Below are 23,291 nucleotides of genomic sequence, written 5' to 3'. Positions count from 1 at the left end.
AACCATCCGGGTAAAAAACCTCTAAATCCAGAGAAAGCACGCTATTTCAGAATGAATGTCGCCTTCTGAAGTTTACGATCCGGACAGCTGATATTTACCCATGATTTGTTCCATCATTTCATCCATTTGCCAAGACGGGTAGTCCCAAAAAGAGAAAGTGAATATCCGGTTAGTTCACAAGTTGTTTATTATCAAATAATTAAAAAACTGAAATGACTAAACACTCCAAAACTCAGATTAATCCACTTTGGCTATAAAAACGGATTTACTACCTACTGTTCCTTCCAGGAATTTTTCATTTTCCGCGTCATAAAAACTCAATTCCACTATTTCGCCTGCCAAGCTCTCTGCCAGGTAATTGATGGAAAGCTGAGTAGGGAATATGCCCAGGTCAGCCAAAAAATTCTCAACCCAGCGTATGTAGCTTGTATTGTTGACATGATTATACAGGTCAAGGTCAGAATGCCGAACTTGAATTTCCTCCTTCCCTTTCCATTCGCCTGTAATTCTGAGTTTTTCGGGTTGCCAATCCGGCTTTTTTGTCGGGTCAAAAAGCTTCGCGGGTAAAACTTGCTCTGGCCTTTGTATCCGTTTGGTTTCTGAATTGAGCAAAAGCCAGGAGGACATTGCCCGAGCTAGGACCTTTTGATCTTGGTCCCAAACCATAAATTCACGGAACGCAAACAGTTTTTCCGCTCCCCTACCTCCGGTAAAAAGCCTTATTTTATCTCCCCACTTAGCAAATTCGAATACGCTGATTTCCAATCTTGACAATACCCACATTTGCTGGGTGTCCAAAAGATTTCTCCCAAAATCACCGGAATCTGCATGCCTCCAAGCGATTTCCTGCAGTAAGTCTGCCAGTGATGTAAGACTGATCCGCCCGTTTGGATGAACCTGAAATGAACCAACTTCAAATTCTCTCGAAAACTGAAAATCCTCTGGCAAATTCATGCTTCTTCAGTTTTTTCATCGGAATAAAACACCTGCTTTCGGATACTGCTGAGCAAGGCGATTCCCAGGCCATTAATCGCAATCAGTGCAAACGAAACTTTCAAATCGAACAGATCCGCGACAAATCCGATCAAAGGAGGTCCAAGCAAAAACCCGAAAAACGATATGGTCGAAACCAATGCCAAGGCTACACTGGGAGAATAAAGTTTTGACCTGCCTGCGATGCCGTAAGACACAGGTACTATAGATGCCACGCCCAATCCAACCAATAAAAACCCAAACGCAGCGGTATACATATTGGGAATGAGTACCGATAGAACCAACCCGAAAAATATCAAAGCCCCACTCGCCTGAAGAACAGGAATTCTTCCAAACCTATTGGTTGCCTTGTCGGTAATAAAACGCCCTGACGCCATAGCTCCCATAAAACAAACATAACCTAGCGCCACAAATTCTGGTTTAGCCATCACAATTTTCTTGAAATAAACCCCGCTCCAATCAAACATACACCCTTCGGTCATCATTCCCAGAAACGCTATCATTCCGATCCGAAGCAGCAAATCATCTGGCCTTTTCAACACCAATCCTCCACCGTCTTCAGAATCCCCCCGGTCATTAATGACATATTTTTGAGAGAAAAGAACGATCAAAATCGAAATACCAGTTACTACCCCAAAGTGCCCCGCTGGAGAGAAATTGAAAAAAATCAACCCAGCTCCTAACCCAGCTCCAGTAAATCCTGCCATACTCCAAAGCCCGTGGAATGAAGCCAGAATGCTTTTTCCCATTTGATCTTCCAGACCAAGTGCTTGGGTATTCAGCGAGATGTTCATGATATTTCCGAGCATACCAAAAACAACCAGAACAGGCACGATCATCCAAGTTGTGGTTGCCAATCCAATCAAAGGAAGCGTACAGGCGTAGGCAAAGCTTCCAATCAAAATAATAGCTCTACTACCATAAGTATGAACTGCCCAACCTGCAATGGGAAGCCCCAACATAGAACCGATAGGGAGACAAAGTAAAATCGTTCCGAGTTGACCTTCTGACAATTGAAACTTGGCTTGAATATCTGGGATACGAGCCGCCCAGGTAGAAAAGCAAAGGCCCATGAAAAAAAACATGGCTCCGAGCGCAACTCTCCTTTTGGAAAGGTAATTCATGGATGATATAGGTTTGAAAAGCAGGCAAATTTAGAAATTAATGGGCCGATTTCGGGAAAGTTTTCAAAAAGGAAAAAACTATTAGCGGATGGGCCTAGTTTTACATGAAAGCAAAGCTCATGGAATTTGTCATCGTTGGAGTAATTTTGATCACCATCATTATCATGATCCGGATTATCATAAAAAAGGTATTTAACTAAAAAAGCCACCCTCTCTCGAAGGCGGCTTTTAATATTTTTTGGTCAAATTAATTCGGAAGTTTATCAGCAAACTTTCCGTAAATCCAGGTACCGGCCAAAGCTGAAATCAGGGTGACCAATACCACAGTGTAACCACTGCCAATTTGGGCAAAAAGAGGTCCGGGACATGCGCCAGTGATTGCCCAGCCCAAACCGAAGATAAATCCTCCGATCACTTGACCTTTCTTGAATACTTTTTCCGGGATTACGATAGTCTCCCCGTGCATAGTTTTGATATTCAGACGTTTGATCAATTGGACTGAAATCATTCCTGTCACTACTGCTGACCCGATTACTCCGTACATATGAAAGGACTGAAGACGGAACATTTCCTGAATTCGAAACCAGGAGATAATCTCTGCTTTCACAAACACTATCCCGAAAATAACTCCGATAATGAGGTACTTCAGAAGCTCAAGACCCTTGTCATGCTCTTCTCTTAGGTTTGGAGCTGCACAGTGCGGATCCTGATCTGTTGTTTTTTTATTTGCTACTACTGACATGTCATTTCAATTTTTTAGAATCCTACCAACTTCATCAACGGATCCATCAGAACATGTGTCATCAGAAAACCACCCACCATAAAGAATATCGTCGCTACTAAAGAAGGCCATTGAAGCGAACTGATTCCCATAATTGCGTGTCCGGAAGTACATCCTCCTGCGTATCGGGTTCCAAAGCCCACCAAGAATCCACCAAAAACAAAGAACAAAAGTCCTTTTGCCGAAAAAGCTGTCTCCCAGGAGAAAATTTGCTTTGGCATCAAATCAGAGAAATCCGTGATACCCAAAGCGGTCAAATCAGCCTGGGTGGCTTCAGAAATAACAATGGTATTGGGATTTGCCAGGAAATTCATTGCGATGAAACCCCCGATAGCTGTGCCTAGCACAAAGAGCAGGTTCCAGATTTCCTTTTTCCAGTTGTAGGTGAAGAAAGGAATTCCTGCAGGGACACAGGCTGCACAAATGTGACGGAGGGAAGAAGAAATTCCGAAAGTCTTATTCCCCAAAATTAATAGTGCCGGTACGGTAAGTCCAATCATTGGCCCGGCCACATACCAAGGCCAAGGCTGAGAGATCCACTCGATAAATTGATTCATATTTTTTTACTGTCTCGTTCAGTTTTGTTGTAATTACTGGAAATGGTGTCGGGTTATTGAATAATCCACAAATCTAATAGGGTTTAGGAATTTAATAACCTGTTTAAATTAAGGTGGTTTTGTGACTTTTGTCACAAGAGCAGTTAGCAAACTAAAAATGGCAAGCCAAAGGGCCTGCCATTTCGAATTAAGCAACTTTTCTCGCGATTAATCAGAGCAAGGTGGTAGGACAAACGTAGTCTGACACCTTGAATTTCTCTGATTCTTTGATCGCCTTGAACCCGCCGGCTATGTCGATCAAATTGTCGTAACCTCTTGCCCTTAGCGCGGAGTTGAAGATCATGGATCTGTATCCACCGGCACAATGCACGTAATAGGTTTTGTTTTTATCCACTTTCATCATACTGTCATTGATGTAATCCAATGGGGCATTTTCAGCATCGACCACATGCTCAGACAAATATTCGGAATTTTTTCTTACGTCCAGAATATGAATGTTAGGATCACCTTCTTTGATTTTGGCCAATTCATCCACTGTGATGGAAGTGATAGAATCCACTTCATGATCCGGAGAGTTTTTCCAAGAAGCAAATCCACCTTTTAAATAGCCGATGCAATAATCGTATCCTACACGGGCAAGTCGGGTTACCACTTCCTCTTCACGGCCTTCTTCGGCCACCACTAAGATTTCCTGCTTTAGGTCAGGAATCATTGCTCCTACCCAAACTGCAAAACTTCCGTCGATACCGATATTGATTGAGTTTGGAATGAATCCTTTGGCAAAGGTCTGAGGATCTCGGGTATCAAGAATCAATGCGCCAGTCTCATTTGCCGCAACTTCAAATTCCTCTGGAGTCAAAGGATGAACACCTCTTTCCAATACCTCGTCAATGCTGTCGTATCCCTGGATATTCATCATCACGTTTTGTGGGAAATAAGCTGGAGGAGGAGTCAAACCAGTCAATACTTCCTTGATGAAAGCCTCTTTTGTCATCGGCTGAAGCGCATAATTGGTTTTCTTCTGGTTTCCCAAAGTATCAGAAGTCTCCTTGCTCATGTTTTTACCACAGGCAGAACCCGCTCCATGAGCCGGATATACGATCAGATCGTCAGATAAAGGCAAAAGTTTGTTTCTCAGGGAATCATACAGGTGACCGGCAAGTTTTTCCTGGGTCAAGTCCGCAATGACTTTTTGAGCCAGGTCCGGACGACCTACGTCTCCAATAAACAAAGTGTCACCGGTGAAAATAGCTTCTGCTTTTCCCTCTTCATTAAAAAGCAAATAGCAGGAAGACTCCATGGTGTGACCCGGAGTATGAATGACTTTGATTTTGGCTTTACCAATAGTAAACTCCTGATTATCCTCAGCAATGATGGCATCAAACCCCATCTTCATCCCGGTGGGACCATAAACAATCTTTGCACCGGTTTTGGCTGCCAAGTCTTTGTGGCCTGACACGAAGTCTGCGTGGAAGTGTGTTTCAAATACGTATTTGATTTTCGCATTTCTACGCTCAGCTTTTTCAATGTAAGGCTGAACTTCTCTCAATGGGTCAATCACTGCTGCTTCGCCATCCGATTCGATGTAATATGCTCCTTGAGCCAAACACCCGGTATAGATTTGTTCGATTTTCATATTGCTTTGATTTTGGGACTTCCTTTAAAACTAGATCAAAATTATTTTTAGAAAAGGCGTTTCAAAATGACTTTTGTCACATTGAGATCACACCTTTGCCATCAGATTTGAGTTGATGATTTGAATCAACTGATGAGCGGGAACCACTCCGGATTGACGCCAGATCGTTTTTCCTTTGTGAAAAAGGATTAAAGTCGGTACACCGCGCACCTGAAATTTACTTGCTGCCAGTGGATTCCGATCCACATCTACTTTGACAATTTTCACTTTATCTCCCATTTGTTTGGCAGTATCCTCCAGAATCGGCTGCATCATCTTACAGGGACCGCACCAGGTAGCAAAGAAGTCTACCAAGACTGGGGTCTCTCCTTCGATTAATTCCTGAAATGTCTTTGGTTGTGCACTCATGGCTGTAGTACTTTAAATACGCTACAAAATTAAGGTACCGATTTTGACAGCACAGTAATTTTTGTCACAGGAGAAACTTGATTCCAAAGGCACTCTTCTTTTAAAAAGTGCTAAAATCCCCGGACTTGGAGTAAAATTTTATATTTTCGCCCGACTAATTTACCGTTTTAATGCTCAATTATAAGCAGATCAATAACGTCACCGGCTGGGTCATTTTTGCTGTTGCCACGCTGGTTTATATTCTTACCGTCGAACAAACCGCCAGTTTTTGGGATCCGGGAGAATTTATAGCCGTTTCTTACAAGCTTCAGGTACCACATCCTCCGGGAGCGCCATTTATGCTTTTGGTTTATCGCTTTTTTGGCTTTTTGGCAATGGGCGACCCGCTTCAGGTAGCTTATTGGATGAATATTGGAAGTGCACTGTTCTCAGGATTCACCATTTTATTCCTGTTTTGGTCAATCACGTTGTTTGGAAAGCGGATTTTTGCAATTGAGGAAGGAAAAGAAAGCAAAGGTCAAATCATTGCGTTGATGGGTTCAGGAATCGTGGGTTCCCTGATCTACACTTTCTCCGACAGTTTTTGGTTTTCTGCCGTGGAAGCGGAAGTGTACGCTATGTCTTCCTTCTTTACGGCTATCGTCATTTGGGCATTTTTGAAATGGGAAGTCATCAAAGATCCAAGGGAGGAAAACCGTTGGATGATCTTCATCGCTTACTTGGTTGGTCTTTCGATCGGTGTGCACTTGTTGAATCTCGTGACTTTACCAGCATTGGCTTTGGTCTATTATTTCAAAAAATATCCAAAAGCCACACTTAAAGGAGCCATCTATGCCATGTTTCTCGGCGGAGTCGCCTTGATCATTATCAACAACCTGATCATTCCCGGGCTTCCCAGCCTGGCGGGTTCGATGGAAATTTTCTTTGTTAACAGCATCGGTCTTCCTTTCGGATCAGGAATAATAGTGTTTGTGCTTCTTTTCCTCGGAGCGCTGAATTATGGTATCCGATATTCTCTTCAAAAGGAAAAAGTACTTCTGAACACCATTCTGGTTTCCTTGATTTTCATTTTGATTGGCTATGGAAGCTACGCATTGATCGTCATCCGGTCCAATCAGGATCCGATCATCAATGAAAATGCACCCAAGGATATCATTAGCTACGTGTCTTACCTGAAGCGTGAACAGTACGGGTATCGACCCCTGCTTCATGGACAATACTTTACCGCACAGTTGGTAGATCAGGAAGAAGGCGCACCGATCTACATGAAAGGGAAGGACAAGTATGAGATCGTGGATTATGAACTGAAAAACACCTACGATCCTGCCAAAACCACGATTTTGCCCCGGATCTATTCCACCCAAGAAAACCACAAGCGGATCTATCGCTCCAAGTTGGGACTTCGGGAAGGTGAGGAACCTACTTTCAGTGACAACATTTACTTTATGCTTACCCACCAGCTTGGTCACATGTACTGGAGGTATTTCCTTTGGAATTTCTCCGGAAGGGAAAGTGACTTCACTGATGCAAATTGGATGGGATTGGCGGATGCCTTAAGCGACAAATACCCGGATTACATCAAAGAAAACAAAGGACACAACAATTACCTGATGCTCCCTTTGATCCTAGGTTTGATCGGTATTTTCTTCCAAGCCAAAAAAGACCCCAAATATTTCTATGTTAATCTGATGCTTTTCCTGATGATGGGGGTGGTATTGGTTCTTTACCTGAATTCCCCACCCATCGAACCAAGAGAGCGGGATTACATTTATGTGGGTAGTTTTTATGCATTTGCCATTTGGGCAGGCTTAGGTGTGTTGGCAATTGCCCACGGAATCGGAAAAGCCACCAAAAACCTCAGCACTGGAGCAATCATTGCCACACTGATTACCTTGCCAGTGGCAGGTTTAATGGGGGCTGAAAACTGGAACGATCACAATAGAAAAGGCCGCTACTTCTCTGTGGATTCGGCAAGAAACTTCTTGGCTTCCTGTGCTCCAAATGCAATCCTGTTTACCGGCGGGGACAATGATACTTTCCCACTCTGGTACGTTCAGGAAGTGGAAAACTTCAGAACTGACGTTCGGGTCATAGTTTTGAGCTACTTCGACACCGATTGGTACGTGGAGCAGATGACTCGTCCAGTCAATGAGTCTGCGGCACTTCCGTTTTCCTTAACCCCAGAGCGCTATCAAAAAGGCACCAATGATGTCCTTTACGTGATGGAGCAGGAAAACCTGAATGCCATATCGGCAGCAGAGTACCTAAATCTATTGAATTCAGGCTCTGATTTGCTAAAAATGAAAACAGGTGGAAAAAGTGTAGTAAACATGGTTCCTTCCCGAAACCTGATCTTGGAAGTGGACAGCAGTTTTGTGGCCAATGATGAGATCGTTCCGACTCAGTTTAAGGATCTTTTTGCTCCGCAAATGAACCTGCAGGTCAAAGGGCAGTATGTCACCAAAGGCACGCTGATGCTAATCGACTTGATCGTGAGCAACAACTGGGAAAGACCGATTTACTTCAACAACACGTCCTTGGCTTCTATTGGAATAAATGTCCAAGATCACGTAGTAATGGAAGGTATGACCTATCGTCTGCTTCCGGTCCGCAAGCCAGATTACGTCCGGGAGGAGCTCGTCAATACAGACATCGCCTACAAAAATTACCTTGAGAAATTCGCTTTCAGAGGAATGAATGATCCGAATGCCTACCTCGATGAGGAATATAGAAGATTTGCTTCCAATCACAGAAGTGCACTGAACAGCATCGTAATAGCCCTTTTGGATGAAGATAAAATGGATGAGGCCGCCAAGCTGTTGAATTATGGCTTGGAAACAATCCCGCATGAAGCTATGCCTTATGACCTGAGCAACGGACAGTCAGTACCGCTGTTTTTCGAAGTCGGCGAAGATGAAAAGGCCTTGGACATTGTTGAAAAAATCTCCAAACGGTCTTTTGACATGATCGAATTCTACAATGAGGATAACCGTGGATATGATCGGGACATGATGATTTCCATCGAAATGGTGAAGTATTTCATCCCGCTTTTGGAAGAACGGGGCTATCAGGAAGAAGCTCAAAAATTGAAGCTGAGGCTCGAAAGCCTAATTGGATCAGAAAGTGCGGAACCGGGAGTTTTGGAAAGAAAATAATACGATCAAATACAGAAAAACAAAAGGCGAGATTTCAAAAATCTCGCCTTTTTTGATGAGTAAAGCATGAATAGTAGTTGACTTATTTGCTGCTAAGGTGTTTTTCAAAAACTCTTTGATCCTATTAACCTTTGTGGAAAACTCTTTTCACCACTTACTTTTTCCAAAGAATATAAAACAGATCCAATCCCTTCATCGGGTCCTCTACTACTGGATAATCTTCATGGGTAATTTCCACCACCGAATTTCCTTGCTGCTTATGAAGCTTGTTTCGATTCATTCGATTTAGGATTTCATAAGGCATTCTCAAAACCGCCGCAGGAAGCTTATGCTGAAGGTCAAAAATATCAAAGCGCATGATCTTCTGAACTGATTTTCTGTTAGCCTCATGATAAGCCCAGACTTTCTCATTTCCGCCGATTCCTTTTGCTTCCACTTGATCAAAAATCCCTTTAGAAAGATTGATCAGTTCCTGAGGCTTGTATTCCCGGATATGCCAAGGATTCCGCGAAAGAGTATGCGTGATGTTTGGGGTTGAAATGATCGCTTTCCCTCCTGGCTTAAGCATTCGGTAGATTTCCTGTAAAAAAAGTTTGTCCTCCTGAATGTGTTCGATCACTTGAAAACTCACAATTGTATGGAATGAATTTTCCTTGAACTCCGAAAAGGGAGGAATTACAGCCTGACGAAAATCCACCCCTGGGTACTTTATTTTGAGCATGGAGATTACCTCGCCAATCTTATCCAATCCGATGTAACTGCTTGCTAAAGGAAGTAATTCCTCAACTCCTCTGCCTTCGCCGCATCCCACTTCCAATAAATCACCGGAAATCCATGGTTTTGCTGCAATGTATGCTTTCAGAAGCCGTTGATGAATAGGATTGTCGCTGATCAACTTGTCTGAGGCGATTTCCGTTGTATAGGTAGCCATTCGAAATTTTAGTATTTTGGCAAAAGTAAGGCTAATTTTTAAAACCCGAGATTAAGACCCAATGAATCGAAAAATCACCCCTTTCCTCCTTTTTTTCATTGCCTTTTTTCCCATTTGCAATTTTTCATATGCACAAAAAACACTGAGTTCAACTGACCAGGCCCTTCGGTACTCCTTATATTCACGACTAGGACTGAAAATTATTCCTTTAAAAACCAGTGATACCAGCTTTAAACTTCAATTTGTCATTGAAAAAATTGAAGAAAACGCAGCATTCGCCACATACAGTTTCAGTTATTCGATTCTCAGTTCCTATGATGAGGAAATCTCTTCGGACAAGGTTCAACTTCTCACCCAAAACGACCTAAAAGCAGATACTGAGAGGCACTGGGTTTTTGAAAAAACGGTCGAAATACCTGAAAGTCAGGAAACGGCGATTGCATTATTGGAAATACTTGATACAAGGCAAGGCGATGAATATGTCTATCACGTCGATCTGAAGAGTTCATTTGTACTGGATCACCCCGATTTTGGAGCTTACTATGCCAATGAAATTGCATTTGATCAAAACTATCTGAACAAGGATGAATCTCTCCTTTTCAAAACCGTCAAATCTCCTTCAATTCATACCTTCTTTTATCCCATGAAGTTTGATGTGCCCTTTCCTCCGATGGAAACCCGTCCGGCAGAAATTCCAAAGGAGCTATCTGTAGTTAACATGGGGGACTTTTTGGCCAATGTGCCCAAAAAACTGAATGAAGAAGGATACTACTTTTTCCAAACCGACACCACAGCTTCTACGGGGCTTTTACTGAAAACTACCCATGAATCATTCCCAAAAGTCAAAGATTGGGAAGAAATGGTGCAGATGGTGACCTACATTTCAACAAGGAAAGAACACGAAACACTACTTCTTGCTGAGGATAAGAAAAAGGCCTTGGATGAATATTGGATTACCCTGACAAGAAATCCGGAAATTGCCAAAGAGCTGATCCGTAACTATTTCCGGATGGTTGAATTTGCCAATATCCTTTTTACCGACTTCAAAGAAGGATGGAAGACTGACCGTGGCATGGTCTACATTGTAATGGGTCCTCCACAGGAAGTTAATTTTTTCCTGGACAGGGAAGTGTGGAGTTATGCCGGCATGGACGAGAGCTCGAAAATTAAATTTACCTTTGCCCGGGCTAAAACGATACTCAGCCCACATTTCTACACCCTGAACCGATCCCGAGCATACCAGCCGATTTGGTTCAAAAACATTTCCCAATGGAGAAGCGGAAAGATGGCTTTCTGATTGATAAAGGAGCCACTGAAAAAGATTTTATATTCGGCACCCGGGCCGTGATGGAGGCAATCCATGCTGGGAAAGAACTCGATAAAGTACTGGTTCAAAAGGAGTTGAACAATGACTTGATCAAAGAACTTCTTCAACTCTGCAAAGCAGAAAACGTCCCGGTGGTCAGGGTTCCGGATGCCAAACTCAACCGGATCACCCGAAAAAATCACCAAGGGGTCATTGCCCAAATGTCCTCAATTACTTATGCCTCCTTGGACCACGTGATCGATAATTGCTTCGCAGTTGGTAAATCACCTTTGATTTTGGTTCTTGATCATATTACAGATGTCAGAAACTTCGGAGCTATTGCCCGAACTGCGGAATGCGCAGGAGTAGACGCTATTGTCATCCCAGAAAAGGGCAGTGCTCAGATCAATTCTGATGCAGTAAAAACTTCAGCTGGCGCCTTGAATTTCTTGCCTGTTGCACGGGTCCGAAACTTATTCTATGCCTGCAGGGATCTGCAAAAAATGGGATTGACCTTGGTTGCAATCACGGAGAAGACAGAAAAATCAATGTACGATGCAGACTTTTCCTCTCCGGTAGCTATGATTATGGGGTCGGAGGAAGACGGGATTTCCCAGGAAATTATGGGAATAGTAGATGACAAGGTCAAAATCCCAATGGCTGGAAACATCGAAAGTTTGAACGTTTCTGTTTCTGCCGGAGTGGCGATATACGAGGCAATACGCCAGCGAAAGAAGTAAGACTTGGATAAATTATAGGGAAGGGGAGGATTTTAGATAAAATCTTCCCCTTTCTTTTTTGCATTGGCAACGAAATCTCTGAATTTCTTTTCCCCATCGAGTTTACAAATCAGGAGAACGTTTTCAGATTCATTGATTAAATAATTTTCAAGCCCCTCTACAACCACAAGCTTGTCATTATCCATTTTGACAAAGCAATTTTCAGTATCGAACAAGAGTGCATTAGCCTCTACCACATTGTTATTTTCATCCTTGTCCCGTAGTTCGTGAAGGCTTTGCCAGGAGCCTAGATCTGACCATCCAAAATCCCCCAGAATCACAAATACCTTATCGGACTTTTCCAATATTCCATAATCAATGGAAATGTTTCTCACCTGAGTATATGCCCGGGCGATGTATTCAGGCTCGGACGCCTTACCGAAATGTCCCCTTCCCTCTTCAAAAACCTCAGCCACATCTGGCATAAGTTCAGAAAAGGCATCCAAAATGCTTTTTACTTTCCAAACAAACATCCCCGAATTCCAGACAAAATCCCCGCTTTCCAGAAATGTCTTTGCAAGTTTTGGATTTGGCTTTTCGGTGAAGGTTTTAACCTTCATAGCCGGATCGGTACCGTTGTTTTCATGATATTGAATGTAACCATATCCGGTTTCAGCCCGATTCGGTTTGATTCCAATAGTGATTAACCTGTTGTCAACCTGAGCGGCTTCAATAGCGGAAGCCATTGTCCTGACAAATCGATTTTCCTGCAAAATCAAATGGTCTGCAGGAGTTACAATAAGTGTTGACTCCGGATCAAACCCATGAATTTTATAGGCCGCATAGGCAATACAAGCAGCGGTGTTTCTTCTCAGTGGCTCAGTCAGGACCTGATTTAATTTCAATTCCGGCAATTGCTCACTGACCAATTCCTGATAGCCTTGAAAGGTTACCACAATAAATTGTTCTGGCTCAGCTATTTCCCGAAATCTGTCGTAAGTCATCTGCAGAAGACTTCGTCCTGTTCCTAAAATATCCAAAAACTGTTTGGGTCGATTGTTTCTGCTATATGGCCAAAACCGGGATCCGATTCCTCCGGCCATTATCACAATGTAGGGTTTGTCTTGCATGCTGGGTTAGACGATTCCTTCTTTCATCAAATCATGAATATGGACAAAACCTGCGATTTTTTCCTGATCCATGGCGACCAATTGGGTAATATTATGATTACGCATCAGATTTAGGGCACGAATAGCAAACTCGTCAGTTGAAATCGTCTTTGGATTGACCGTCATAATGTCTTTTGCGCGCAATGATTGGATGTCAAGAGTCCTCTGCAGCATTCTTCTCAGGTCCCCATCGGTAATGATTCCTTTTAGATTCCCCTGAGCATCATTCACAGCAGTAGCACCCAATCGCTTTCCCGAAATCTCAATAATTACCTCGGTCAAACCTGCATTTTCATCCACTACTGGGACAAGATCTTTGGAAAGCACATCACTAACCTTAAGGTATAATTGTTTCCCGAGCGAACCTCCAGGATGGTATTTAGCAAAGTCATCAGAGGTAAATCCTCTCGCCTCCAATAAACAAACAGCTAGTGCATCACCCAAGGCCAAATGAGCAGTGGTACTGGTAGTTGGAGCCAAATTATGTGGGCAAGCCTCCTCTCCAATTGTTGCATTCAGGACATAATCGGCTTGCTCAGCCAAGTAGGATGTAGTATTAGACACCATGGCAACAAGCACGGATCCAAGCTTTTTCAAAAGTGGAACAAGTATCTTTATTTCGGGAGTATTCCCGGATTTGGAAATACAGATGACGATATCTTCTTCCAGTATCATACCCAAATCCCCATGGATGGCATCAGCTGCATGCATGAAAAGTGCCGGTGTACCGGTGGAATTCAATGTGGCAACGATTTTATTAGCTATGATTGCACTCTTTCCGACACCGGTAATTACTACCCTGCCCTTGGAGTGAAGAATTCGCTCCACACAGGCTTCAAAATCACCATCTATAAAATCAATTAGATTCAGGATGGCATTTGCCTCATTTTGCAAAACCCGAGTGGCTGTTTTTCTAATATTTTTAGCTAAATTCAATTTTACCTTCGTTAATCAGTAATTTTGAACAAAGGTATAAAAACTAATCGTTCATTCCTGTTTACAGGCATTCATCACCCACTAAGCCGTTTCTTCTCGTGGAGGAAAAAGTAAAAGCAGATCTAAAGAAAATCTTCGGATTCAGCCAGTTCCGTGGGAACCAGGAGCTCATAGTTGACAATCTACTCAATCAGCGAAACACCTTTGTAATTATGCCCACCGGGGCAGGCAAATCCCTTTGCTACCAGCTTCCGGCTGTGGTGCAGGAAGGTACCGCTATAGTGATCTCCCCTTTGATTGCCCTGATGAAAAACCAGGTTGATCAACTTAATGCAGTTGGCATCAATGCCCATTTTCTCAATTCTACATTGACAAAATCCGAGGCCAACAAAGTGAAAAGTGAAGTCTTAAAGAAAAAGACCAAGCTTCTTTACGTAGCACCGGAATCGCTAACCAAGGAAGAAAATATTGCTTTTCTGAAGGAAGCACACCTGAGTTTTGTAGCCATCGATGAAGCACATTGTATTTCGGAATGGGGACATGATTTCAGACCTGAATACCGGAAAATCAAATCCATTGTGGCCCAGATTGCGCCTGATCTTCCGATCATTGCCCTGACTGCCACGGCGACTCCGAAAGTACAGCAGGACATTCAGCGCAACCTTCAAATGGAGGAAGCAGATCTTTTCAAATCATCTTTTAATCGGACAAATCTCTTTTATGAGGTACGGCCAAAGATTAAAAATGAGTCCAAGAAGTCACTGATAAAATTCATAAAGCAACACAAAGGGAAATCGGGAATAATTTATTGCCTTAGCCGTAAAAAGGTAGAAGAAATTGCTGAGTTGCTCAAAGTAAACCAGATCAATGCAGCGCCATACCATGCGGGATTGGATTCCGCAGTTCGGATTAAGACTCAGGACGACTTCCTAAATGAAGAACTGGATGTAATAGTAGCAACCATCGCCTTCGGAATGGGAATTGACAAGCCGGATGTTCGCTATGTAATCCACTATGATGTCCCCAAGTCTTTGGAAGGCTACTATCAGGAAACCGGAAGAGCTGGACGTGACGGATTGGAAGGTCACTGTTTGATGTTTTACCGGTATGAGGACATAATCAAGCTTGATAAATTCAACAAGGACAAAGCCGTAACCGAACGGGAAAATGCCAAAATCTTACTTCAGGAGATGGCCGCTTACTCAGAAACCGGTGTTTGCAGAAGGAAATTCATCTTGAATTACTTTGGGGAAACTATGGTGGATGATTGTGGCTTTTGCGACAACTGCAAGCGGGAAAGAGAAACGTTTGAGGGAATGGATTACCTACTGATTGCCTTGGAAGCTGTGCAGCAAACCAATGAGCGTTTCAGTCTGGAGCATCTGGTGAAAGTCATTCGAGGCGAGATGGACGACTACATTGAAAGCTACGAGCATGACAAGCTACCGGTCTTTGGAAAAGGAAAAGAGGAATCGGAAAAGCTCTGGACCTCCGTAATTCGTCAAGCCATGATCGCCGCTCTTTTGGAAAAAGACATTGAGAATTATGGTATTCTAAAAATTACGCCAAAAGGGCTGGAGTTTATAGATGGACCATATTCGGTGGATCTATATAAGGACCATGACTTCGAAAAACTAACCGAACCGGAAACTCAGGAAGTTCAGGTCAATTCAGGACCCGCATACGACGAAAAGCTTTTTGAATTGCTTAAGGCCGAGCGAAAACGCTTGGCAAAAACCAAAAACCTTCCTCCTTATGTCATTTTCCAGGATCCTTCTCTGGAAGAAATGGCTACAGTTTATCCCACCACTAAAGAAGAACTAGCACAAATTAATGGTGTGGGTATGGGAAAAGTTGCCAAATTTGGGGCACCATTCCTAAAGCTGATAGCTGCATATGTGGAAGAAAATGAAATCGAGACTGCTTCGGAAGTAGTGGTCAAAACCTCCGGAACCCGATCCAAGGTTAAGATTTCGATTATCCAGCAGATTGACCGCAAAATCGACCTGGATGAGATTGCCGAAAATCTCAATATTTCTATGGGTGAACTGCTTCAGGAAATTGAGCAGATCATCTACAGCGGAACTAAACTAAATATCGATTACTACATTCATCACATCATGGACGAGGAGCGGGAAGACATCCTCCATGAATACTTCATGAATGCGGAAAGCGATCATATCAAAACGGCATTGGAAGAGTTGGGAGAAGAGGAATTTGCAGAAGACGAGCTGCGGGTTTATCGGATAAAGTTCATCTCTGAGCACGCCAATTAAAAACGTAACGAGTCAATGAATATACTCTTATTGGGAAGTGGAGGCAGAGAGCATGCCTTTGCTTGGAAGATTGTACAAAGTCCGGATTGTACCCGGCTTTTTGTGGCGCCTGGCAATGCGGGGACTGCCGAAATTGCTCAAAATATTGCCCTATCTGGTACTGATTTTAAGGGAATTCACCGATTCATTATCGAAAACTCTATCGACATGGTAGTCGTGGGGCCGGAAGAGCCATTGGTAAGAGGATTGGTGGATTTTCTAGAATCCCAACCCGAAACTGCAACCCTGCCTATTGTAGGCCCTTCTCAATTGGGCGCCACTTTGGAGGGGAGTAAGGATTTTTCCAAACGATTTATGCAGCGAAACGGTATTCCCACTGCAGCTTATGAGACATTCACCGCCGATCAAATTGAAGCCGGTCTTGCATATTTGGAAAAGCAAAATCTTCCTATCGTATTAAAAGCCGATGGGCTTGCCGCAGGAAAAGGCGTGTTGATCTGTCAGACCTTGGAGGAGGCAAAAGTTTCTCTGAAAGAAATGTTGCTTGATGCAAAATTCGGAGATGCCTCATCAAAGGTAGTAGTGGAAGAATTTCTCAACGGAATCGAACTCTCGGTTTTTGTGGCCACTGACGGAAAAAGCTACAAGATTTTACCGGAGGCAAAAGATTACAAACGCATCGGTGAGGGCGATACAGGGCTAAACACGGGAGGAATGGGTGCTGTAAGTCCAGTAGTTTTTGCCACTGCCGACTTTATCAAAAAAGTAGAGGAGCGAATCGTAAAACCGACTATTGCTGGTTTGGAAAAAGAACAAATCAAATACAAGGGATTCCTTTTCATTGGTTTGATGAATAACAACGGAGATCCTTCCGTTATTGAATACAATGTCCGAATGGGCGATCCGGAGACAGAAGCCGTTTTACCAAGAATAGAAAGTGATTTTGTTGGTTTGTTGAAAGGAATCGCAACTGGCACACTTTCCGACTATGAGTTGAAAATCTCTCCTAACTATTCCGCCACGGTGGTTATGGTAAGCGGAGGATATCCTGGTTCTTATGAGAAAGGATTTAAAATTTCTTTACCAAATAACGTGGAAGGAAGCGTTATTTTCCATGCTGGGACCACTAGAAGCAATTCGGGTGAAATCATAAATCAGGGTGGCAGAGTGATCGCAGTTACCGGTATTGGAAAAGGATTGGAAGAGGCCTTGAAAAATGCATTTAGTACCGTGGAAAAAATAAGCTGGGAAAAAGCTTATTACAGAAGAGATATCGGACAGGATATCCTAAAATTGATTAATTAAACCCAAAGAACTAATCGAGGCGAAAGCCCTGAATATAAATTATGGCTGGATGTAGTACCTGCTCAACCACCAGTGGTGGTACCGGTGGATGCCAAAACAATGGCACCTGCGGCACGAGCGATTGCAATAAAATGAACTCTTTTGATTGGCTTTCCCACATGGGAATTCCACAGGTTGATAATTTTGATATCGTTGAAGTCAAATTCAAAGGAGGGCGAAAAGAATATTTTAGGAATGTCGATTACTTGACACTTCATACCGGTGATCCGGTGGTGGTGGATGTCCCTAATGGCCATCATATCGGTTACGTTTCGCTTCAAGGCGAACTGGTGCGGTTGCAAATGCAAAAACGCAAAGTCAGGGATGATGACAACATCACCAAAATATACCGTGTAGCTACTCAAAAAGATATGGAAAAGTGGGAAGAAGCCCGAAATAGGGAAATTCCAACACTTTACCGTTGCAAACAGATTGTCGATGAATTCAAGCTTCAGATGAAAATGTCTGATGTGGAATATCAGGCAGATAATTCCAAGGCAACTTTTTATTACTCTGCAGAGGACCGGGTGGACTTTCGAGAACTGATCAAGGTTCTTGCAGGTGAATTCAAAATCCGCGTGGAAATGCGTCAGATTTCACTCCGTCAAGAGGCCGGAAGATTAGGAGGAATTGGTGTGTGCGGACGGGAGCTTTGCTGCTCAACCTGGTTGGTGGATTTCAAAAATGTCACCACTTCTGCCGCCAGATATCAAAATCTTTCGCTAAACCCGGGAAAACTTAGCGGACAATGCGGCCGACTAAAGTGCTGTCTCAATTATGAGTTGGACACCTATATGGATGCAATCAAAGACATCCCCCAAGTGGAAAGACCTCTCCAGACTGAAGCAGGCCCTGCCAAGCTTCAAAAGACAGACATCTTCCGCAAGCTCATGTGGTTTAGCTACAACAATGACAACGACTGGCACAGCATCACCTGCGATCGGGTTCGTGAGATACAGGAATTAAATGAGAAAGGAATAAAGGTGTTTAACCTCCAAGTGGACAAATCCACAGATGTAGAGGATCTTGCCGCTCAATCCACGAGGGAATTGGAACTCTTGGATAAAAAGTTTGCTAAAAAGAAAAAGAAGAAAAAGAACAAAAATAAACCGGGAAATGATGGGCAAACCAGTGAAGCAGCTCCAAAAACGGCGCTGACTCCACTTCCCCAAAAAACCAACCAACCCAACCAGCAGCAAAATCGCCAAGCCGGAAATAACCCGCAATCAAAGAATTCTGAATCCCAAGATTCATCAGCAAAACCTGAGGCAAAGGAAGGAAATGACATACGGAAAAAGAAAAATAAAAACCGAAACCGTCCTAAGCCTTCACCAATCCCTGGAGCTCCTAAAGCTGAAAATCAAGTTGTTCCAAAACCGGAAAACCAGACCAACAAGCCAACAGAAAATAAACCAGAAGGCAAAAGGAGGTTTCCCCCAAGGAGAAATCAAGGTCCAAACAATGGAGGCAATGAATAAGTGGAGGTTTTTGACATCAGTCCTTTTCATTCTTACATTTTCCTGTTCAGGAGACAGGGTCTTTGAGGAATTTCAATCCTTTAGCTCCCTTTCCTGGAATGAAGTTGACAGTGTCAGTTTTGATTTGAAAGAATTAAAGGAGAAAGGTGGACCAAAGCTGATTGCTGTGAAATTCAACGAAAACTACCCCTTTTCCAATTGCTATGTAAGAGTGATAAGTAAGGATTCAACTGGAAAAACCCTGGAAAACAGACTGATTAACGTTCCGCTGTTTGACTCCAAGACGGGTCAACCGTTGGGCACAGGCTTTGGCAACACGTTTACCAAATACGATACCCTGCCGGTAGCAATTTCAGATCAGGCAAGCAGTTTGACCTTTCTGCAGTATATGAGGCAAGAAGAGCTGTCGGGGATTGAGGCTATCGGTTTGAAAATCCTGAAATAAAAAAAATGAGTGCCTTAATTAAAGGCACTCATTTTTTTTGCATGCTGTCGGATGATTTGATCCAATTCCTTGGTGAGTGGTTTCAAATACCCAAATAACTTTTGATTTTCTTGATCCATCTGCTTGGCATCGATCAACTCCAACAATCCCATCATTGAAGAAAGTGGTCCTCTCAAAATATGGGATGGACTCAATGCCAAATCCCGCAATCGCTCATTTTCCCTGTTAAGTTGAACAATCTGGGATTTTAACGGGGTCGAGTCCCAGACCTGAATTACTATTCCTTCCGGGAATTCCGAATTTAAAGGAATGGGCCTAACCGAGGCATTCCAAAATGCAAATTCCTGATTGGGCATCAAAAGCTTTAATTCCAAATCTGAACTTTGACCTTTTTTACCTTCTTCAATTGCTCTCAAAAGTTTGGAGAATCGATTGGGTTGATTTGGGAAATTCAAGGTATATCCTTCTGAATAAGCCCTTCCTTTCCAAATGCGCGCTAGTTCTTTTGCAGATGCATTCTGTTGAAGAAGTTTTCCTGAATTGCTCAATACAAACACTGACCCCGGTAAAGTATCCAGGACTGGTTCAGGTATTAGCTTTTTATCAAGCTGAGAACTGGAAGGCAAGTCTTTTGGTACTAAAAAAAGATTGTAACCTTCCTGGCAACCAATCAATAGCGCAGCAAATGAAATACTCTCTGGTTCGTTGGTTTGAATCAAAAAACATCTAGGCTTTATTTCATAAGAAAAGGTTTCCAACACAAAGGAGAGTTGGCTGTTCCCTTTAAATGAAGGAGTATCCAATAAATTTTTCTTATTCCACTTTTCAAGATCTGGCTCAAACCATTGGGCGATTCGCTCGTCCCAAGAACGAACTTTAAAATCTCTATCCAGGATAATTTTCCCAAAACCCAAAACATCGACAAGATTGTTCCACGGCATTTCCTGCTCCAAAAATTGCATCCCAACTCCTATTCCTATAATTCCAGAAATATCCATATCAGGTGTAGTAATGACCGAAAATTCCCACCAAATCTGAGAAAACCCTTCATTTATCATGGTGGGATGCTCAAGCAGAAGATGCCTCCTGATTTTTGGAGCTCCCAGCATCAATTCCAGGGAATAGGTAAACTCCGATTCGGAATTGGGAGAAAGAAAATTTGAAAACTGGTAATCAAAAGGGTCAGCACTGATCTTCTCAAAGTTCCGGTTGAACTTTAGAATCTTTCCATCTATATCAGTAATGACTAGATAAAAGTGACCGGATTCCATCATGAAATCAGGTATTAGATTTTCGATATTTTCAGTACTTATCAAAACTTTTCGTGTGATAAATGGGTGAAGAATCGAAAGTTGAATAAAAAATTTTATATAAAAAAAACACCCATAACTAGAATTAAATACCTCTATTTCGAATTTTACGGTATAAAATTCCAATCAAGGCAGGAAAAAGTAGATGTAAAAACAAAAAATGTTTTTCATCCCAAACAGGGTCTTTAAAGCTTTGAAAAAAAAAATTGAAGAATTTAACCAACCATCAATTTTAGTAAATCATTTGTTCCTAGACTTGCTGAAATCTGGATTGGTTGAAGTCTGAGTAATTGATTTCCTTGACGATCAGAATCAGTGCATTGGCAAGATTTTGCTTGCAGGTACAAGCTCGATATTTCCATTCGATTTTAGAGGAATATTCGATCTCAGAAGACTCGAAAAGTCGCTGTAATTCTTCCAAAGAATCCGAATAGACCGATATACAGCCATCAACTTGGCCACTATCCTCGATCAAAAAATCACAAGTCAAGGTTTGAATAATCATGGTTAAAATAAAATTTTAATAAAAATAGAAGTTGAAATAATCCCAAAAATACCCAGTACTGGGTATTTTTAATTTTTAATACTTGAATGTACGGAAATATTGAAGTTGATTTTCAAGCGATTAATATCATTTTCCTGAAAGAATGGTTGATAGCCCGTTAGCGCTTGCTTAAATCTTTTCAATTGGGTTATATTTGCACAACTTTAGCGGAAAGCTGGGTCGCCCAGCTACTGGCTAGAACGGATTAGAGAGTTGGGTGAGTGGCTGAAACCAACAGTTTGCTAAACTGTCGTACGGGTTAAACTGTACCGGGGGTTCGAATCCCCCACTCTCTGCTTTTTTAGTTATCAAATCGATTCAAAGCCCAACAAATTTCATTTGTTGGGCTTTTTATTTTTGCTCAAATCGAAGAAAAAAAATCCTTACAAACCATTGTTTATCAGTATTTTACGAAGATAATATTTGACATATTTAAAGTTAATTTTATTTAGCTAATTACTACGTTTTGAACATTTATTATTTAGTTTGAATTCAAGAAAAATCAAATAAAACCAATAAAAAAAAGCGTAAAAGTACGCGTACTTATATCTAAGAATTTAATTACGCTTTTTTTTTAGCCTTCTCTAAAAATCTTCCCCGAGGGGGAGTATCTACTGAAATAAATCCATCGATTAGCCGGTAATTAAAAAAATCTCCACCCTTTTAACCTTTCTGTGCCATGATTGAAAAATCTTTCCGGATTACCTTTTTCCTAAAAGCCAGGAAAAATTCAAACGATGAACTTCATCACCTTTTTCTCCGAATCACGGTAAACGGGGAAAGCCGGGAAATCTCCACCAAATTGGATTGGTCCAAAAAGAGATGGAATTCCAAAGCTGGCCTGGCTTTAGGAAGCAAGGAAGATGCTCTGAGATTGAATGCCTACCTGGATTCCATACGAATGAAAGTCATGCAGGCGAGGCTTCAACTGATGGAAAAAGGAAAAGATGTTACTGCCGATTCTGTTCGAAATGTGCTTTTGGGAGAAAGTGAGGAAAACCAATTCCTGCTGGAGATATTCAAGCGCCACAATGACCATATGGAGTCTTTGGTGGGCTCAGAATTCGCTCCTGGGACATTGGAAAGATATAAAACATCCTATGACCATACCAAAGCTTACATCCGCTGGAAATTCGGAAAGGATGATCTTGAGATTAAAAAGCTGGATTATGAATTCATCTCCGACTATGAATACTGGTTCAAGTCTGTCAGAAAGTGTTCCCACAATACCACTGTAAAGTACTTAGCCAATATGAAAAAGATCGTACTGGACTGTGTGAAACGGGGTTGGTTGATCCGTGATCCATTTATGAATTATAAACTGGTCAAAAAAGAAGTACACCGGGAAGCTTTGACCGAAGAGGAGCTGGACAAAATCGCAAAAAGAGTTTTTTCCACCGATCGGTTAAATCAGATTAGGGACATTTTTATTTTCAGCTGTTACACCGGGCTGGCCTATGTGGATGTTAAAAATCTGAGACAGGACCAACTGATTAACGGGATAGACGGAGAGAAATGGTTGGTTACCCATAGGCAGAAGACCCAAGCCCCTACCCGACTTCCGTTGCTTCCAGAGGCCCTGAAAATCATTCATAAATACCAAAATCATCCTGTGGTTAAAATCACAGGAAAAGTATTGCCTACACCGAGCAACCAGAAGACCAATGCTTACCTCAAAGAGATTGCTGATCTCTGCGGAATCAACAAAGAGCTGACGTTTCATATCGCGCGCCACACCTTTGCCACCACCATCACGCTGGCCAATGGAGTTCCACTGGAAACAGTCTCCAAAATGCTTGGACACAAGTCCCTTGCTCAAACGCAGCACTATGCCAAGATCCTGGATAACAAAGTGAGTGAGGAAATGAAATCACTGAAGGAAATACTCAACAGTAAAGCCAAGGTCGCAAAACCTTCCTTAAAACGGAAGCCGAGGTTTTAAGATAAGCCCTTCATTCATTAGTATAATAAGGGAGCCTTAACGCTCCCCTTCGTCTGCAAATGAGTAGTAGTGGTCGGGAGTGATGATTAGGTGATCCAGCACACTTACTTCTATCAACCTGCCCATTTCAGCCAGTTTTTTGGTTAATCTCCAGTTTTGTAAGAAGTAGAGAAAAAGGTGAAAAATATAAGGCCTGGAAATTTCAGTCCAGGCCCTCAAACTCAACAGATCCAAGAT

Annotated in this window: 20 protein-coding genes and 1 tRNA gene; 9 read left to right on the top strand and 12 right to left on the bottom strand. The window is 42.3% G+C overall.

The annotated features are described in order from the left end of the window. Window positions 1-237: 237 nt before the first annotated feature. The 6 genes from D0X99_RS17635 to trxA all read right to left on the bottom strand — a co-directional run bounded on the left by D0X99_RS17635 (window position 238) and on the right by trxA (window position 5,499). Complete coding sequence (locus D0X99_RS17635; RefSeq protein WP_119479184.1) at window positions 238-954, bottom strand: acyl-[acyl-carrier-protein] thioesterase; 717 nt, start codon at window positions 952-954, stop codon at window positions 238-240. Further along, window positions 951-2,117: an MFS transporter gene (locus tag D0X99_RS17630; protein WP_119479183.1), complete on the bottom strand. Its 1,167-nt coding sequence runs from the start codon at window positions 2,115-2,117 to the stop codon at window positions 951-953. The genes D0X99_RS17635 and D0X99_RS17630 overlap by 4 nt, the downstream gene beginning before the upstream one ends. A gap of 247 nt (window positions 2,118-2,364) precedes the next feature. Beyond that, complete coding sequence (locus tag D0X99_RS17620; RefSeq protein WP_119479181.1) at window positions 2,365-2,859, bottom strand: YeeE/YedE family protein; 495 nt, start codon at window positions 2,857-2,859, stop codon at window positions 2,365-2,367. 14 nt (window positions 2,860-2,873) lie between these two features. Further along, window positions 2,874-3,455: a YeeE/YedE family protein gene (locus D0X99_RS17615; RefSeq protein ID WP_119479180.1), complete on the bottom strand. Its 582-nt coding sequence runs from the start codon at window positions 3,453-3,455 to the stop codon at window positions 2,874-2,876. A 211-nt stretch (window positions 3,456-3,666) separates the two neighbouring features. Continuing rightward, window positions 3,667-5,091: an MBL fold metallo-hydrolase gene (locus tag D0X99_RS17610; protein ID WP_119479179.1), complete on the bottom strand. Its 1,425-nt coding sequence runs from the start codon at window positions 5,089-5,091 to the stop codon at window positions 3,667-3,669. Window positions 5,092-5,178: 87 nt separating this feature from the next. Beyond that, the gene (trxA, locus tag D0X99_RS17605) at window positions 5,179-5,499 is read right to left on the bottom strand and encodes a thioredoxin (protein ID WP_119479178.1); all 321 of its coding nucleotides are present in this window, start codon (window positions 5,497-5,499) and stop codon (window positions 5,179-5,181) included. Window positions 5,500-5,669: 170 nt separating this feature from the next. On the opposite strand from trxA, the gene D0X99_RS17600 reads away from it, so the two are divergent. Next, window positions 5,670-8,654, top strand: a complete 2,985-nt coding sequence (locus D0X99_RS17600) for a glycosyltransferase family 117 protein (protein WP_119479177.1) — start codon at window positions 5,670-5,672, stop codon at window positions 8,652-8,654. Window positions 8,655-8,808: 154 nt separating this feature from the next. Here the strand turns inward: D0X99_RS17600 and D0X99_RS17595 are convergent, their stop codons facing one another. Then, window positions 8,809-9,585 carry a class I SAM-dependent methyltransferase gene (locus tag D0X99_RS17595; protein ID WP_119479176.1) on the bottom strand — a complete coding sequence of 259 codons (777 nt, stop codon included), beginning with the start codon at window positions 9,583-9,585 and terminating at the stop codon, window positions 8,809-8,811. Window positions 9,586-9,646: 61 nt separating this feature from the next. Here D0X99_RS17595 and D0X99_RS17590 point away from each other — a divergent pair, with 61 nt between their 5' ends. Together D0X99_RS17590 and rlmB are read left to right on the top strand one after the other, a co-directional pair. After that, on the top strand, window positions 9,647-10,882 hold the full coding sequence (locus tag D0X99_RS17590) for a GWxTD domain-containing protein (protein ID WP_119479175.1): 1,236 nt from the start codon (window positions 9,647-9,649) through the stop codon (window positions 10,880-10,882). Continuing rightward, entirely contained in the window at window positions 10,855-11,631 is a 777-nt protein-coding gene (gene rlmB / locus D0X99_RS17585) for a 23S rRNA (guanosine(2251)-2'-O)-methyltransferase RlmB (RefSeq protein ID WP_119479174.1), read from the top strand. Before D0X99_RS17590 ends, rlmB begins: the two co-directional genes overlap by 28 nt. A 32-nt stretch (window positions 11,632-11,663) precedes the next feature. On the opposite strand, the gene D0X99_RS17580 is transcribed toward rlmB, so the two are convergent. Together D0X99_RS17580 and D0X99_RS17575 are read right to left on the bottom strand one after the other, a co-directional pair. Beyond that, window positions 11,664-12,740, bottom strand: a complete 1,077-nt coding sequence (locus D0X99_RS17580; protein ID WP_119479173.1) for a mannose-1-phosphate guanylyltransferase — start codon at window positions 12,738-12,740, stop codon at window positions 11,664-11,666. Between the two features lie 6 nt (window positions 12,741-12,746). Next, the gene (locus tag D0X99_RS17575; protein WP_119479172.1) at window positions 12,747-13,715 is read right to left on the bottom strand and encodes a KpsF/GutQ family sugar-phosphate isomerase; all 969 of its coding nucleotides are present in this window, start codon (window positions 13,713-13,715) and stop codon (window positions 12,747-12,749) included. A 98-nt stretch (window positions 13,716-13,813) separates the two neighbouring features. Here D0X99_RS17575 and recQ point away from each other — a divergent pair, with 98 nt between their 5' ends. The 4 genes from recQ to D0X99_RS17555 all read left to right on the top strand — a co-directional run bounded on the left by recQ (window position 13,814) and on the right by D0X99_RS17555 (window position 19,258). Continuing rightward, window positions 13,814-15,991, top strand: a complete 2,178-nt coding sequence (gene recQ, locus D0X99_RS17570; protein ID WP_119479171.1) for a DNA helicase RecQ — start codon at window positions 13,814-13,816, stop codon at window positions 15,989-15,991. Window positions 15,992-16,006: 15 nt separating this feature from the next. After that, the gene (purD, locus tag D0X99_RS17565; RefSeq protein WP_119479170.1) at window positions 16,007-17,296 is read left to right on the top strand and encodes a phosphoribosylamine--glycine ligase; all 1,290 of its coding nucleotides are present in this window, start codon (window positions 16,007-16,009) and stop codon (window positions 17,294-17,296) included. A gap of 131 nt (window positions 17,297-17,427) precedes the next feature. Next, window positions 17,428-18,813, top strand: coding sequence for a PSP1 domain-containing protein (locus tag D0X99_RS17560; RefSeq protein WP_119479169.1), 1,386 nt, complete (start codon window positions 17,428-17,430; stop codon window positions 18,811-18,813). Next, window positions 18,806-19,258, top strand: coding sequence for a gliding motility lipoprotein GldH (locus D0X99_RS17555; protein ID WP_158587731.1), 453 nt, complete (start codon window positions 18,806-18,808; stop codon window positions 19,256-19,258). The genes D0X99_RS17560 and D0X99_RS17555 overlap by 8 nt, the downstream gene beginning before the upstream one ends. Before the next feature lie 14 nt (window positions 19,259-19,272). Here D0X99_RS17555 and D0X99_RS17550 read toward each other — a convergent pair whose 3' ends face one another. Both D0X99_RS17550 and D0X99_RS17545 read right to left on the bottom strand, forming a co-directional pair. After that, window positions 19,273-20,532: a nitrogen regulation protein NR(II) gene (locus tag D0X99_RS17550; protein WP_147392260.1), complete on the bottom strand. Its 1,260-nt coding sequence runs from the start codon at window positions 20,530-20,532 to the stop codon at window positions 19,273-19,275. Between the two features lie 286 nt (window positions 20,533-20,818). After that, complete coding sequence (locus tag D0X99_RS17545; RefSeq protein ID WP_119479166.1) at window positions 20,819-21,073, bottom strand: hypothetical protein; 255 nt, start codon at window positions 21,071-21,073, stop codon at window positions 20,819-20,821. 246 nt (window positions 21,074-21,319) lie between these two features. Between D0X99_RS17545 and D0X99_RS17540 the strand changes: the two genes are divergently transcribed. Continuing rightward, a tRNA-Ser gene (locus D0X99_RS17540) sits at window positions 21,320-21,408 on the top strand. A gap of 383 nt (window positions 21,409-21,791) precedes the next feature. Further along, window positions 21,792-23,054 (top strand): site-specific integrase, encoded by a 1,263-nt coding sequence (locus D0X99_RS17535; RefSeq protein WP_119479165.1) that lies wholly within the window; start codon window positions 21,792-21,794, stop codon window positions 23,052-23,054. 36 nt (window positions 23,055-23,090) lie between these two features. Here D0X99_RS17535 and D0X99_RS20700 read toward each other — a convergent pair whose 3' ends face one another. Next, complete coding sequence (locus tag D0X99_RS20700; RefSeq protein WP_262696744.1) at window positions 23,091-23,273, bottom strand: JAB domain-containing protein; 183 nt, start codon at window positions 23,271-23,273, stop codon at window positions 23,091-23,093. Between the last annotated feature and the right edge of the window lie 18 nt (window positions 23,274-23,291).

The sequence above is a fragment of the Algoriphagus lacus genome (genome assembly GCF_003583985.1).
GTDB lineage: Bacteria > Bacteroidota > Bacteroidia > Cytophagales > Cyclobacteriaceae > Algoriphagus > Algoriphagus lacus.
The sequence above is the reverse complement of the archived record's forward strand: the minus strand, read 5'-3'. Positions and strand labels throughout refer to the sequence as shown.